Here is a 13333-nt window from a genome sequence, read left to right on the forward strand (position 1 = left end):
CGTGCGTCACCAGACCCGGACCGACGCCCCCCGGGCGAAGGCCGGGCTGGTGGCCTCGGCCGGGATCTCCTCCAGCGGTTCGGCGATCTCCGAGACCAGCGGGCCGTGCTTCGCCGCCACCGCGTCCAGCAGGGCCAGGTCGAAGCCGTACACGCGGGCCGCGTTGCCGCCGACCATCGCCGCGACCTCCTCCCGCGGCAGGCCCGCGTACGCGATCCGCAGGCCCTCGCGGGAGAAGGGGGCGGTGCCCTCGTCGTGGGGGAAGTCGCTGCCCCACATGATCTTGTCGAGGCCGATCCGCTCCCGCAGCGGGACCTCGTGGGGGCGCATGAAGCTGGCCCCCACGAAGCAGTTGTCCCGCCAGACCTCGCTCGGCCCCCGGCCCATGGACTCGGCCAGGCCCGCGCCGAACTTGGCCTCGGCGGTGGAGGAGGCCGCGACCAGGCGGCCGTGGTAGTAGTCCAGCATCTCCAGCACGCCCGGGATCCAGCCGGAGCCCTGCTCCGTGAGGACCAGCTTGAGGCCCGGGTGGCGGCGGAAGGCGCCGCCGAAGATCAGGTGCCACAGGGCGCGGTGCGAGAACCAGGTGGTCTCCACCATGAAGACGGCCCGCGCGGCCGGTTCGTCGCCGAGCGGCGGGGACGCCGAGCCGCCGTGGTGGTTGACCGGGACGTCCAGTTCCGCGCACACCGCCCAGATCGGGTCGTACGCCGCCGAGTACAGCTCCGGCACCGGGGAGCCGGGCGGGACTCCGGGGAGCAGGATCCCGCCGGTCAGGCCCGCCTCGCGGGCGCGGCGTATCTCGGCGACTGCCGCGTCCACGTCGTTGAGGAGGATCTGCGCGACACCCGCCCGGCGCCCCGGGGCGTCCGCGCAGAAGTCGGCCAGCCACCGGTTGTGCGCCTGGAGCCCGGCCCACCTCAGCTCGTACTCCTCGGCCGTCGGCGGCTGGGCCATCAGCGAGGCCTTGGGGAAGAAGGGCGGGATGGTGTTGGGGAAGATGACCTCCGCGACGATCCCGTCCGCTTCGAGTTCGGCCAGCCGCCGGGCCGAGTTCCAGTTGAGGTCGGCCGAGTCGGCGAGGAGGTCCTCGTACGGGTTGACGTACGTGGCGGCCCAGGCGTCGAAGGCCTCGTGGTGGCGCTTGGCCAGGTACGGCCTGTAGTCGAGCAGGTCGGCGCCCGCGTGGCAGTCCGCCGAGACGACCGTGTAGCGGTCCTCCGTCATGACGAGACCCCCATGACCGGGAAGTCCCCGCCGGTGAGCCAGTGCCGGCCCGTCTCGCGGGAGCGGGCCCAGGAGGCCTCGACGGCCGCCTGGTCGGGGCTCTGGCCGAGGCCGGCCGGGGTAGGGCCGATGCGGCGGGCGATCGGGGCGAGTGCCTCCGTGTCGAAGCCGAAGACCTCGGCGGCGGCCAGGCCGAGCATCCGGCGGGTCTCGGCGACCGGGATGTCGTGGAAGGTGTTCCTCAGCCAGTTGCGGGTGTCGGGCCAGGTGCCCTCGGGGTGCGGGAAGTCCGAGCCCCACAGGATGTTGTCCACCCCGATCTCGTAGCGCTGGGCCAGTTCCCGGCGCTTGGTGTTGGTCGCGCAGACGAACACCTGCCGGTCCAGGTACTCGCTCGGGGGCCGTTTCAGCTCCGAGAAGGGCGAGAGCTTCTTGCCGCCGTGGGCGCCGAGGTAGAGGCGGTCCATGAACCACAGGAGGTTCGGCAGCCACCAGCAGCCCGACTCGGCCACCCCGAACTTCAGGCCGGGGTGGCGCTCGAAGACCCCGGACCAGAGCAGGAACCACAGCGGGCGGGCCGGCCACCAGGTGACCTCGGAGACGTAGATGCCCAGGTGGTCGCCGTATTCCTGGCGGGGCGCGGCTCCGGAGTGGGTGACGATCGGCATCGCCGTCTCGGCGGCCGCCGCCCACACGGGGTCGTAGCGGCGGTCGTGGTAGGGCGCCTGGTCCACCCACATGGAGGGGATCATCAGGGCGCCGAGGCCGGACTCCTTGGCCCGGTGGATCTCCGCGACCACCTTGGACGGCTCGCCGGTGACGGGCAGCAGGGCGACCCCGCAGTGCCGCTCGGGATTCTGCCCGACGAACTCCGCCAGCCAGCGGTTGTGGGCCTGCGCGCCCGCCATCCCGAGCTCGGGGTCCTGGTCGCCGGACAGGCCCAGGCCCACCCCGAAGGGGGCGGCGGTCTGGCTGTCGACGGCGTCCGCGTCGGGGAAGACGACCTCGGCGGCCACTCCGTCGCCGTCGAGCTCCTTGAGGCGCTGGGTGCTGTCCCAGCCGCCCTTGAGGCCTTCCTCGTGGTCGTGGAACCACTTCTCGGCGAAGGCCTCGTTGCGCACGCCGAGCCGGGTGGCCTCCTCGCGGCGGGCGTCGCGCTGGCCGAGGAACTCGTCGAACCGGCGGTGGAAGCGGGAGTCGAGGTAGGGGCGGTACCGCTCGGTGGGCAGCCCCGCGTGGCAGTCGGAGGAGATGATCAGGTACGGGTCTTCGTACGTCTCGTCAGGCACGGCGGTCCCCTCAGTCGAGGATGAAGCTCTCCAGGTAGGCGGGGTTGGCGCGGTCGAGCATGGACTGCGACCGGGCGCGGATCTGGCGGTCGCTGTGCTCGCTCGCCGGCAGCATCCAGAAGCGGTCGGCGCGGATGCCGTCGACGACGTGCTCGGCGACCTCCTCGACCGGGGTGAAGCGCACCTCGTGCCCGGCCTGCTTCATCGCGGCCTCGTACTGGTCGAGGCTGCGGTACGGGGACCTGCGCGGCCGCTCCTTCGCGAAGCGCTCGGGCCGGTTGCGGTGGGACTCCCACAGGCCGGTGCGCAGCATGTGCGGTCCGGGGAAGAGGACGGAGGCGCCGACGGGGGCGCCCTCGGCCTTGAGGTGGGCGTAGAGGGACTCGGTCATGGTGACCACGGCCGCCTTGGTGACGGCGTACACGGAGGCGGTGGGCAGGGGGGCGATGCCGCCGTCGCCGGAGGAGGTGTTGACGACGTGGCCGGGGGTGCCGGAGGCGATCATGCGGGGGACGAAGGCCTGGATGCCGTGGAAGACGCCCCAGACGTTGACGGAGAAGGCCCACTTCCAGTCGTTGGGCTCGTGCTCCCACATGCGGCCCTCGGCGCCGGATCCGACGCCCGCGTTGTTGCACAGGACGTGTACGGCGCCGAAGGCCTCGTAGGCGGCGTCGGCGAGGGCGGTCACGGAGTCGCGTTCGCTGACGTCGACGAGCCGGGCGAGCACCTCGGCCCCGTCCGCGGCGAGTTCGCCGGCGGCCTTGCGCAGGGCGGCTTCCTCCACGTCGGCGAGGACCACCCTGAGGCCCTCGGCGGCGAAGCGGCGGGCCATGGCGAGGCCGATGCCGCTCGCGGCGCCGGTGACGACCGCCACCTGCCCGGGTTCGAGCCGCATGTCAGACGCTCCCCTCGGGCGGGCCGTCGAGGATCTGGAGGGGGTCGTCGTAGCGCTGGTGGAGGTACGGGAGCAGGGCCTGGGCGCTGACCCGCTCGACGACCCGGCCCCTCTGGTCGGTGGTCTTCTCGCCGATGGTGAGTTCCACGAGGCGGCGTACGGGGAGGTCGGCGACCGGGTCGTACATCGATTCGCGCAGTACGACGTCACCGGTGAGGTGCTCCAGTTTGCGGACCTTCTCGTTGCGGGTGCAGTGCACGAGCACGGGGTCGCCGTCCAGGCCGGATCCGTCCACCGCCGGGAGGAACTTGAAGTAGAAGTCGGTCTTCACCGTCGGCTCGGGCAGCGGCAGCTCGCGGTCCACGGCCCCGCGGACCTCGACGAAGGCGATCCCGTGCCGGGCGAGGGCGGCGCGTACGACGAGCCCCTCGCGCTCGACGGTGACCTCGCCCAGCTTCTTCGGCTCGCCGAACACCTCGCGGCCCCCGGTCAGGGCGCGCTCGTGGGTCATCGGCATCACGAGCGGGTACCAGCCGTCGACCCCGCCGTGCCGGGCGGCCACGGCCACCGAACCGGCGCCGAGGGGGTAGCCCGGCAGGTCGACCTTGCTGATGTTGGCCCGTACGAGGGGCCGTTCGGCGGGCTTGAGCGGCGGCGGCAGGACCGCCGCCACCACGTCGGGATCGGTCTCCCAGACGGCCACGACACCGGTGGACCAGATGTCGGGGAGCTTGGCGCTCTTCTCGCGCGACGCCGCGATCTCGGCCTCGGTCCGCGCTCCGTACCGTACGCGTGCCATGTCTCGCACCACCCTTCGGTCGGTTCTGTAACACAGTTACACTGCCGCCGATGAAGGGTAAAGACCCATGCACACAAGAGAACTGACGATCCGGCAGATGGGCGGGCTCTGGCCATGGCGAGGAACTCGCTGACCCGCGGGGAGGTCCTGGACGCGGCCGCCGCCCTGGTCAGGCAGCACGGGCCGGCCGCCCTGACCATGCGGGGGCTCGCCGGCGAGCTGGACACGGCCGTGACCTCGATCTACTGGCACGTCGGCAACCGCGAGTCCCTGCTCGACGCGCTCGTGGAGCGGACCGTCCAGGAAATGGGCGCCGTCCGCCCCGTGGGCCGCACCCCGGCCGAGCGGATCGTCTCGGTGGCCCGGACCCTGCGGCACGAGATCCGCGCCCGCCCGCACCTGATCGCGATGGTCCACGAGCGCGGGCTCACCGAGCGGATGTTCCTGCCCGCCCAACGGGCGCTGGTCGACGAGGTGCACGCCGCCGGGCTGCGCGGGGCGCGGGCCGCCGACGCGGTGCGCGCCGTGCAGTTCCAGATCGTCGGCTTCCTGCTCGTCGAGCGCAACCGCGAGCGCTCCCCCGCCCAGTCGCCGGGCGAGGACGAACTGTGGGACCCGGAGGCCGCCCCCGGCGACCCGGCGCTCGCCCGCGCCCTGGCCCGCCCGGCGGACCCGGAACGGCTGTTCCTGCTGTCGGTGCGGGCGCTGACCGAGGCCCTGCTCGCAAGGCCGGGAAGCTAATCGGATTGCCCCGGCGAGCCGGCCCGTGATCAGATCGGTCGTGCGGGGGCGGCTCCCCGGCGCGCATCCTTCTCACTCCTTTACCAAGAATCCCGCGCGCCCACTCTCCGCCCCCGCTTCGTCGTTCCCGGAGGGGGAGTTCCAGCTGTGTCCGCCATCGATTCCGTCCTGCTGCGCCGGCTGGGGACCGTCTACGTCGACCTGCCCGAGGCCGCCGCGTCACCCGGGCGCGAAGGGGTCCGGCCCCTGGAGGGCGAGCTCCTGGAGCGCGGCCACGCCCTGAGCCCGGAGCTGCACGCCGCGCTCTCGGAGCTCGCGCCGACCGACCTCGCCGAGGAGCGGCTGCGGCTGCTCGCGCTGGTGGACGAGCTGATGGGCTCCGACCGTGTGCACAAGCCGCTCTTCCGCCGCTTCCCCTTCTCCGTCCCGCAGGACACCGAGGGCTGCTACGTCGGCCGTGTCCTCACCCTGCTGCTCCAGGAGCCAGAGCAGCCGTGCGTACTGTGCGGGGAGGCCCGCACGGTCCACCCCGTCGCGCCCTGCGCCCACCTGGTCTGCCGCACCTGCTGGGACGGCTCCGACTACACCGGCTGCCCCGTCTGCCACCGCCGTGTCGACCCCGCCGACCCCTTTCTGCGCCCGGAGCGCGCGGAGTCCCGCCGGCCCTCCGCCCGCGGAGCCGAGGACCTCCCGGCCGACCCGCTGCGGCTGCTGCGGCTCGGCACCGACCGGGCGGCCGACTGCGCCCGCGTGATCGCCTCACTGCTCGCCCGGCAGACCCCGCTGTCCCCCGAGGACCGCGACGACCTGGACCTCCTGCTGCCCGCCGCCCCGGCGGACCTCGGCTGGCTCCCCGAGGAGATCCCGGTACGCGAGACCAAGGCGCGGGTCCTCGGCGAACTGCTGCGCGACTGGCGGACCGCCGACGCGGTACGACCGCTGCTCGCCTCCCGGCTCACCACCGCCACCGACGTACTGCGGCTGCTCGCCGTGCTGTCCGGCGGGGACGCGGGCCTGCTTCCGCTGCCCCGGTTCGCGAACCCCGGACGGCCGCTGCGCCGGGAACTCCTCGCGGTGCTCGACTCGTTCAACCCCCAGTACCTGGTCGAGGACCTGCTCCGGCACCCCGTCGCCTGGAAGCGGGCCGCAGAGCCGCTCCACCCCTTCGAGCGGTACGCCCGGCACCCGCGCGCCGCGCTCGCCTTCGCCGTGCTGCGCGGCACCACCGCGTCCGCCGGCACCCCGCTCGGCGCGGCGCTGCTGGAGAGCGCCGCCGCGCACCCGGACGCCGTCCGCGTGGACGGGGACCGGATCCGGCCCGCCACCTGGGCCGGCCGGCTGGAGCAGGCCCTCGCCGAGGGGGACGCGGCGGCCGCCGCCGCGCTCGCCGGGGAGCGCCCGGGGGAGCTCGTGCGCCGCCTCGACCATCTGCTGCGGCTGCATCCGGGCGCGGAACTCCTGCCCGAGCTGGAGCGGGCGCTCGACCGGGGCCTGCCCAAGGCGGGCGCGGGCCCGCTGCTGTCCGCGCTCGGGGCCCTGCGCACCCGTGCCGACGACCGCCTCGGCGGGCGCCGGGTGTTCTTCCCGCGCGGCCGGGTGGCGCGCGCCCAGGTGGCCCGGGAAGAGCGGGCCCCGCTGCCGGCGCCCCTCGTCGCGGTGGTCACGGGCCGGCTGGAGGCGGAGGTGCTGCGGCGGTTCGCCGCCGCGGGCGGGGAGCCGTACGACCTCGCGGTCCTGGACGCCGGGCTCGCGGACCTGACCGTGCCCTTCGGCGAGCGCAACGCCGCCCGGGCGCTGGTGGCCGTACCGCGCGGCAGTACGCAGACCCTGCCCGGGGGCGAGGTGCTGCGGCTGTTCCTGCACTGGACGGAGCCGGCGGGCAGCCGTACCGACCTGGACCTGTCCGTCGCCTTCTTCGACGCCGACTGGAAGTACACCGGCCTCTGCGACTACACCCACCTGCGGTACGGGCCGCGCGCGGCCGCCGTGCACTCGGGCGACCTCACCTCGGCGCCCGCCCCGGACGGTGCCACCGAGTACGTGGACCTGGACCTGGCGGCCCTCGCGAAGAACGGGGACGTGTACGCGGTCCCGATCGTCTTCAGCTACAACAACATCCCCTTCGACGAACTGCCGGACGCGTTCGCGGGCTTCATGACCCTGCCTGCGGACGGCCCGCGCGGCTCCTCGTACGACCCGCGGACCGTGCGCCAGCGCTTCGACCTGACGGGCGAGTCCCGGGTCTGCATGCCGATGGTCGTGGACCTCCCCGCCCGCAGGGCCCTGTGGGCGGACGTCCACCTGCCGCCGTCCGGCGGGTTCCAGAGCATCGCCTCGCACGGGGAGCGCCTGGCGTCCGTCGCCCGGGACGTCCGGGAGCACTTCGGCTCCGGAACCCGTACCACCCTGTGGGACCTGGCGGTGTGGCGGGCCGCTGCCCGCTCCCGCGAGGTGGCCGTCATCCGGTCCGGGGAACTGTGGAGGTACCGGGCCGGCGCGACCGAGACGGTGGCCGGATTCGCCTCCCGCGTCGCCTCGCTGGGCGAGCCCGAGGAGCGGCGCCCGGCCGCGGACGCCGGGACGGCCGTCGCCGAAGCGAGCGCGGGCCGCAGGGTGTTCCTTGCCACGGTGCACGCCACGGCGGCCGGCGCCGATGCCTCGGGGACGGCGTACCGGCTCTTCCCGGGGCCGGCCGAAGTGGCCGGATCCTTCGCCTCGGTGGGCGCCTCGGACCTGGTGGCGGAGCTGGCGGCCGGGCTGTGACCGGGCCGGTGCCCGCGTCGGCCTGAGGGGGCATCGGGCCACGGGTGTCAGTCGGTGCCGATATCCTCTGTGACCATGCTCTACGACCGTACGACCGCAGAGGCGGAATGGCCGACCGCGTACCCACAGGGGTACGCGGTCGTCGACGTGGAGACCACCGGGCTCGCTCGCGACGACCGGATAGTCTCCGCGGCCGTCTACCGGCTCGACGCCCAGGGCAACGTGGAGGACCACTGGTACACCCTGGTCAACCCGCGCCGTGACCCCGGACCCACCTGGATCCACGGCCTGACCAGTTCGATGCTCCAGGACGCCCCGCTCTTCGAGGACATCGCCGAGGAGTTCGCGGGCCGGCTCGCCGACCGTGTGCTCGTCGCGCACAACGCCATCTTCGACTGGCAGATGATCGCCCGGGAGTACGCGCGGGCCTCCGCGACCGCGCCCGTACGGCAGCGGCTGTGCACCATCGCCCTGTCGAAGGAGCTGAACCTCCCGCTGCCCAACCACAAGCTGGAGTCCCTCGCCGCGCACTACGGCGTGGTCCAGCAGCGCGCCCACCACGCGCTCGACGACGCCCGGGTGCTCGCGGAGGCGTTCCGCCCGTCGCTGCACGCGGCCGCGCGGGACGGCGTGAGGCTGCCCCTGCTGGAGTGCCGCCCTCTGACGGAGTGGTCGGACTCCCCGGCGACGCCGCGGGTCGGCTACCAGTCCTCGTACGGGAACGGCGGCAGCTGGCGGGCCTCGCGCAAGCGGCCGCCGTGCCCGTACCCCAACCCGGGGCGCTTCACGGACGGCAAGCCGCTCAAGCAGGGCATGCGCATCGCCTTCTCCGGGGACACCTCCGTGGACCGGGAGCTGCTGGAGGACCGGGCGGTGGAGGCGGGCCTGCACATCGCGACGAGCGTGTCCCGGCTCACCAGCCTGCTCGTGACCAACGACCCGGACTCCTCGACCTCCAAGACGGTCAAGGCCAAGTCGTACGGCACTCCCATCGTGGACGAGGCGGCCTTCACCCAGCTGCTGCGGGACGTGGCGGCCGCCGGGGACGAGTAGCGGCGTTGCTCCGGCCGGGTGCAGGCACGGCGACTCACCCCGATGGATCTTGTTCCGTCAGGCCGCCCCGCACAGCATGCGGCGCATGGCACGTTGCGAGGTCTGCGGAAACGACTACGGCATGTCCTTCGAGGTGCACGCGCAGGGCGCGGTGCACGTCTTCGACTGCTTCTCCTGCGCCATCCACCGCATGGCGCCCATCTGCGAGCACTGCCGGGTCCAGATCATCGGCCAGGGCGTCGAGGTCGATGGCCAGTGGTACTGCGGCGGGCACTGCGCCCGCGCGGAGGGGAAGGTGGGGATCGTCGACCGCGTCTGACCGCCCGCTCCGCTCCCCCGGACCCCGGAAGGCCACCCGGCCGCCGGGGTCCCCGTCGCTGGGGGTACCGTCGTGGGCGTGTACCGCTTTGTGCTGACCCGGCAGTGGGTGTCCCTCACCCTCGTCGCCCTCGTCCTCATCCCCGTGATGATCAAGCTGGGGTTCTGGCAGTTCCACCGCCACGAGCACCGGGTCGCCCAGAACGAGCTGATCGCGGAGAACCTGTACGGGAAGCCGGTGCCGGTGACCGGGGTCACCTCGCCCGGGCACACCGTCCCGAGGGCCGACTACTGGCGTGCCGTCACCGCCACCGGCACCTACGACCCCGCGCACGAGGTCGTCGTACGGATGCGCACCTCGAACGACGACAAGGTCGGCTTCCACGTGGTGACGCCGCTGGTGCTGGGCGACGGCCGGGTGGTCCTGGTCAACCGGGGCTGGGTGCCCGGCGGAGACGACCCGCGCGCCTACCCGCCGGTGCCGGCCGCGCCCTCGGGCGAGGTCACGGTGACCGGGCGGCTCAAGGCCGACGAGACCAGCGGCGGCAGCGGGATCAAGGACCGCAAGGGCCTGCCCGACCGCCAGGTGATGCTGATCAACAGCGAGCAGCAGGCGGCCGCGCTGGGGAAGCCGGTACTCGGCGGCTACCTCGAACTGACCGGCCCCGAACCGGCCGGCGGCAGCCCCGAGCCGGTGGCCGAGCCCGACCACGACTCGATCGGCGCGCACATGGCGTACGCCGTCCAGTGGTGGCTCTTCGCGGCGTCGGTGCCGGTGGGCTGGCTGGTGCTGGTGCGGCGGGAGAAGCGCGACCGCGAGGAGGCCGCCGCCAAGGCCGTGTCGCCGGAGCCCGCTTCGGCGTAGGTTGTCCGGCATGGATCTTGGACTGAAGGACCGCGTCTACGTCGTCACCGGTGCCACGCGGGGACTCGGCTTCGCCTCCGCGCGCGAGCTCACCGCCGACGGGGCGAAGGTCGTACTGACCGGCAGGGACGAGAAGCGGGTGGCGGACGCCGCCGCCGAACTCGGCCCGAACGCGGTGGGCGTGGTGGCGGACAACTCCGACCCCGCGGCCGCCGCACGGCTGGTGGCCACGGCCCGGGAGCGCTTCGGCCGCTTCGACGGCATCCTCATCAGCGTCGGCGGCCCCACGCCGGGCCTCGGGGCGGACAACACCGACGAGCAGTGGGCGGCCGCGTTCGACACCGTCTTCCTGGGCGCGGTCCGCCTCGCCCGGACGGCCGCGGCCGAACTGGGCGAGGGCGGGGTCATCGGCTTCGTGCTGTCGGGCTCGGTGCACGAGCCGATCCCCGGCCTGACCATCTCGAACGGCCTGCGGCCGGGCCTGGCGGGCTTCGCCAAGTCCCTGTCGGTGGACCTGGGCCCGCGCGGGATCCGCGTGATCGGGCTGCTGCCCGCCCGGATCGACACGGACCGGGTGCGGGAGCTGGACGCGTTGTCCGGCGACGCGGACGCGGCCCGTGCGGGCAACGAGTCCCGCATCCCGCTGCGGCGCTACGGCACGCCGGAGGAGTTCGGCCGCACGGCGGCGTTCGTCCTGTCCCCGGCGGCGTCGTACCTCACGGGCCTGATGCTCCCGGTGGACGGCGGAGCCCGCCACGGCTTTTAGTTCCTTCGTGACGAGCCGCTCGCGCGGCTCGGCGCCGGGGCGCCTCCCCGGCTTCGCGCCGCTGCGCCGGACTCCGTCCGGCGGGGCCGGGACGGGGTCGGTTTGCGTGGCTGGGGCCGGTGGGTCGGTCGGGTGGGGGTGGGTGGCCGCTGCGCGGGGCTTGCCCCTCCCCGCCCTTCACCCTCCCCCAGACTCCGTCCGGGAGGACCCCCCCAGGCTCAAGCGTCGGCGCGGCTCCGGGGGGGGCCGGTGCTCCACGCCGGTGCGGCTCACTGCACGGCGCTACCGCGCCCGCGCCTCGAACGCCGGCGGATTCCAGCCTCGCCGGCGTTCGAGGCGCGGGGTCCGGGGCGGAGCCCCGGAGAACGGGCGAAGGGCGGGTAGGGGACCTCGGCCCCGCGCAGCGGCCAACCCACCCGCACACGCCCACCGGCCACCGGCCACCGGCCACCGGCCACCGGCCACGGATTCCACCCGGCAGAGGCTAGGTGACGCGTCGCGCCGGGTGGGGGGTTACCTTCAGGCGGGCTTCCGTCGGGAGGGCGGGGAGTCCCGTCGCGGTGCGGGCGTGGGTGAGGACCGGGCCGGCCAGGGCGGCGAGGGCGTCCGCCGGAACGGCGTGGGGTTCCAGTTCCAGCGCCACCCGCAGGGTCGGGGCACCGCGCCGCCCCCGCAGCGCGACCCGGCAACCGGCGACCCCGTCGACCGCAGCCGCCTCGGCCGCCACCGCATCCTCCAGCGCGCGCCCCCGCAGCAGCGCGAAGCCCCCGTCGCCGGTGTCCACCGCCAGCGCCGCGGGCCGTCGGCGCCGCAGCTGCGCCGCCAGCCACCACAGCGCCAGCAGCACGCACACCGCCAGGGCGGCGAACACCGCCCACCACCACGCGCCGTCCGGGCTCCGCCGCCACCGCAGCAGCGGGGCGTGCCGCCCGTCGAGCGGCCAGGACCCGGTGAGGAGCGCGAGGCCGGCCGCCAGGAGGACCAGGCCGCCGAGCGCGAGCACCGCCCGGTTGACCACCCCCAGCGCGCCGCTCACCGCCTGACCCTGATCCGGGCCCGCGGCGGGTGCGCCAGGCCCAGTTCCCCGATGCCGACGGCGAGCACCTCGTCCAGGTCGGCCCGTACGTCGTCCAGTTCGCGGAAGTGCGAGGTGGCCCGGACCCCGACCCGGCTACGGCCCACCCTGACCCGGACCGAGCGGACCCCGGCGACCTCCATGGCCCGGTCCCGCAGGACCAGCGCGGCGGCCCGGCGCCCGATGCCCGCCCGCACCCCCGGCTCCGTCCGCATCGGCAGCACCCCCCGCAGCCCGGGGGCCAGCGCCAGTAGCAACAGCACCGCTCCGGCCATGGCCAGCAGCGCCCCGGCCGCCAGCACTTCCGCGTCGGCCGGGGTGTGCCGCTCCAGCAGGGCGCCGAGTTCGCGCCGCCAGCGCATCCCGGGCCGGTGTGCCCGTACCGCGGCCAGGTCGTAGAGGAAGAGCCCCGCCACGGCGAGCACCACGAGCGCGGTGAGCCCGGCCGGGATCCGGCGCGGGGACCGGAACCGGCGGGGCGCGCTCACCACAGCCGCCGGTCCCGCCCGGCGGTGCCCGGCCGGGTGTGGGTGGAGTGCAGGTGCTCGATGTCGATGTCCACCTCGGGCACCGCCATCCCCGCGCACCGCTCGATGCGCCGGACGACCTGCCCGCGTACGGCGGCGCACTGGGCGGCGAGGTCGGAGGGGTAGTCCAGCTCCAGGCTCACCCGGACCCGCGCGATGTCGTGGTGGACGGAGACGGTGGCGTGCGGGACGGCTCCGGGCAGGACGTCGAGCGCTTCCCGGGCGGCCCGTGCCGCGATCTTGGCGACGACCCGGTCCGCGATCCGCAGGGCGCCCCGCTCGGCGGGCGGGACCTTCGGGGGCAGCGGGCGCGGAGTGCTCATCGGCGGTCTCACCCGCGCCGGTCGTCGCGGCCCCGGGGCCGGAACAGGTCGCCCGGGTCGAGGTCCCCGTCGAGGTAGCGGCCGACGAGGAAGCCGATGGCGCCCAGCGACGCCACCAGCAGGAAGGCCCCGAAGCCGCCGAAGTACCCGGCGAACGCCAGGGCGATGCCGGCGAACAGGCCGGCGACCGCCATGCTCATGGCCTGGCTCCTCTCCGCTGCCGGCCCGCTACTGGAGCCGGGGATCCGGTTCCTCGTCGGGCTCGTCGGGCAGTTTGACGTCGCTGACGGCGATGTTGACCTCGACGACCTCCAGGCCGGTCATCCGCTCGACGGCGTCGATGACGTTCTCGCGGACCGCCCGGGCGACCTCGCGGATCTCGACCCCGTAGTCGACGACGATCTCCAGGTCGAGGGCGGTCTGCACCTCCCCGACCTCCGCCTTGACCCCTCGGGCGGCCGCGGACTTCGCCCCGCCGGGGACCCGGTCGCGGACGGCCCCGAAGGTACGGGAGAGGCCGCTGCCGCTGCCCATGGCGTGGACGCCGAGCACCTCCCGGGCCGCCAGCCCGGCGATCTTCTCCACCACGCCGTCGGCGATGGTGGTGCGGCCCCGGTCCGCGGGGGCCCCGGCGGAGCCCCCCGGTGCGGATTCGGTCATCGGACCTCCTTGGGAGGGGGGAAGTCTCCCGA

The 13333-nt window shown here is 74.5% G+C and carries 15 protein-coding genes; 6 read left to right on the forward strand and 9 right to left on the reverse strand.

The window, feature by feature from the left end:
• Window positions 1-6: 6 nt before the first annotated feature.
• Genes ACZ597_RS11675 through ACZ597_RS11690 form a run of 4 tightly spaced genes read right to left on the reverse strand, consistent with a single transcriptional unit; the run spans window position 7 to window position 4210 of the window.
• Window positions 7-1227 (reverse strand): amidohydrolase family protein, encoded by a 1221-nt coding sequence (locus tag ACZ597_RS11675; RefSeq protein ID WP_471328052.1) that lies wholly within the window; start codon window positions 1225-1227, stop codon window positions 7-9.
• Window positions 1224-2516 carry an amidohydrolase family protein gene (locus tag ACZ597_RS11680; RefSeq protein ID WP_471328054.1) on the reverse strand — a complete coding sequence of 431 codons (1293 nt, stop codon included), beginning with the start codon at window positions 2514-2516 and terminating at the stop codon, window positions 1224-1226. Before ACZ597_RS11680 ends, ACZ597_RS11675 begins: the two co-directional genes overlap by 4 nt.
• Window positions 2517-2526: 10 nt before the next feature.
• Window positions 2527-3411: an SDR family NAD(P)-dependent oxidoreductase gene (locus tag ACZ597_RS11685; protein WP_471328055.1), complete on the reverse strand. Its 885-nt coding sequence runs from the start codon at window positions 3409-3411 to the stop codon at window positions 2527-2529.
• Between the two features lies 1 nt (window position 3412).
• On the reverse strand, window positions 3413-4210 hold the full coding sequence (locus ACZ597_RS11690) for an acetoacetate decarboxylase family protein (protein ID WP_471328056.1): 798 nt from the start codon (window positions 4208-4210) through the stop codon (window positions 3413-3415).
• Window positions 4211-4324: 114 nt separating this feature from the next.
• On the opposite strand from ACZ597_RS11690, the gene ACZ597_RS11695 reads away from it, so the two are divergent.
• The 6 genes from ACZ597_RS11695 (at window position 4325) to ACZ597_RS11720 (ending at window position 10716) form a co-directional block, all read left to right on the forward strand.
• On the forward strand, window positions 4325-4951 hold the full coding sequence (locus tag ACZ597_RS11695) for a TetR/AcrR family transcriptional regulator (protein ID WP_471328058.1): 627 nt from the start codon (window positions 4325-4327) through the stop codon (window positions 4949-4951).
• Window positions 4952-5098: 147 nt separating this feature from the next.
• Window positions 5099-7714, forward strand: a complete 2616-nt coding sequence (locus tag ACZ597_RS11700) for an MXAN_6230/SCO0854 family RING domain-containing protein (protein WP_471328060.1) — start codon at window positions 5099-5101, stop codon at window positions 7712-7714.
• Between the two features lie 75 nt (window positions 7715-7789).
• On the forward strand, window positions 7790-8767 hold the full coding sequence (locus ACZ597_RS11705) for a DEDDh family exonuclease (RefSeq protein ID WP_471328062.1): 978 nt from the start codon (window positions 7790-7792) through the stop codon (window positions 8765-8767).
• Window positions 8768-8852: 85 nt separating this feature from the next.
• The gene (locus tag ACZ597_RS11710) at window positions 8853-9086 is read left to right on the forward strand and encodes a hypothetical protein (RefSeq protein ID WP_405981313.1); all 234 of its coding nucleotides are present in this window, start codon (window positions 8853-8855) and stop codon (window positions 9084-9086) included.
• A 78-nt stretch (window positions 9087-9164) separates the two neighbouring features.
• On the forward strand, window positions 9165-9950 hold the full coding sequence (locus ACZ597_RS11715; protein WP_471328064.1) for an SURF1 family cytochrome oxidase biogenesis protein: 786 nt from the start codon (window positions 9165-9167) through the stop codon (window positions 9948-9950).
• Between the two features lie 10 nt (window positions 9951-9960).
• On the forward strand, window positions 9961-10716 hold the full coding sequence (locus tag ACZ597_RS11720) for an SDR family oxidoreductase (RefSeq protein WP_471328066.1): 756 nt from the start codon (window positions 9961-9963) through the stop codon (window positions 10714-10716).
• Between the two features lie 484 nt (window positions 10717-11200).
• On the opposite strand, the gene amaP is transcribed toward ACZ597_RS11720, so the two are convergent.
• The 5 genes from amaP to ACZ597_RS11745 are packed head-to-tail and all read right to left on the reverse strand — an operon-like array spanning window position 11201 to window position 13301.
• The gene (gene amaP, locus ACZ597_RS11725) at window positions 11201-11752 is read right to left on the reverse strand and encodes an alkaline shock response membrane anchor protein AmaP (RefSeq protein WP_471328068.1); all 552 of its coding nucleotides are present in this window, start codon (window positions 11750-11752) and stop codon (window positions 11201-11203) included.
• Window positions 11749-12378 carry a DUF6286 domain-containing protein gene (locus ACZ597_RS11730; RefSeq protein WP_471328070.1) on the reverse strand — a complete coding sequence of 210 codons (630 nt, stop codon included), beginning with the start codon at window positions 12376-12378 and terminating at the stop codon, window positions 11749-11751. The genes amaP and ACZ597_RS11730 overlap by 4 nt, the downstream gene beginning before the upstream one ends.
• On the reverse strand, window positions 12276-12641 hold the full coding sequence (locus tag ACZ597_RS11735) for an Asp23/Gls24 family envelope stress response protein (RefSeq protein ID WP_471328072.1): 366 nt from the start codon (window positions 12639-12641) through the stop codon (window positions 12276-12278). The genes ACZ597_RS11730 and ACZ597_RS11735 overlap by 103 nt, the downstream gene beginning before the upstream one ends.
• Window positions 12642-12649: 8 nt before the next feature.
• Entirely contained in the window at window positions 12650-12841 is a 192-nt protein-coding gene (locus ACZ597_RS11740; protein ID WP_471328074.1) for a hypothetical protein, read from the reverse strand.
• Between the two features lie 28 nt (window positions 12842-12869).
• Complete coding sequence (locus ACZ597_RS11745; RefSeq protein WP_471328076.1) at window positions 12870-13301, reverse strand: Asp23/Gls24 family envelope stress response protein; 432 nt, start codon at window positions 13299-13301, stop codon at window positions 12870-12872.
• Window positions 13302-13333 lie beyond the last annotated feature (32 nt).

The organism is Streptomyces sp. NPDC040718 (assembly GCF_055593565.1).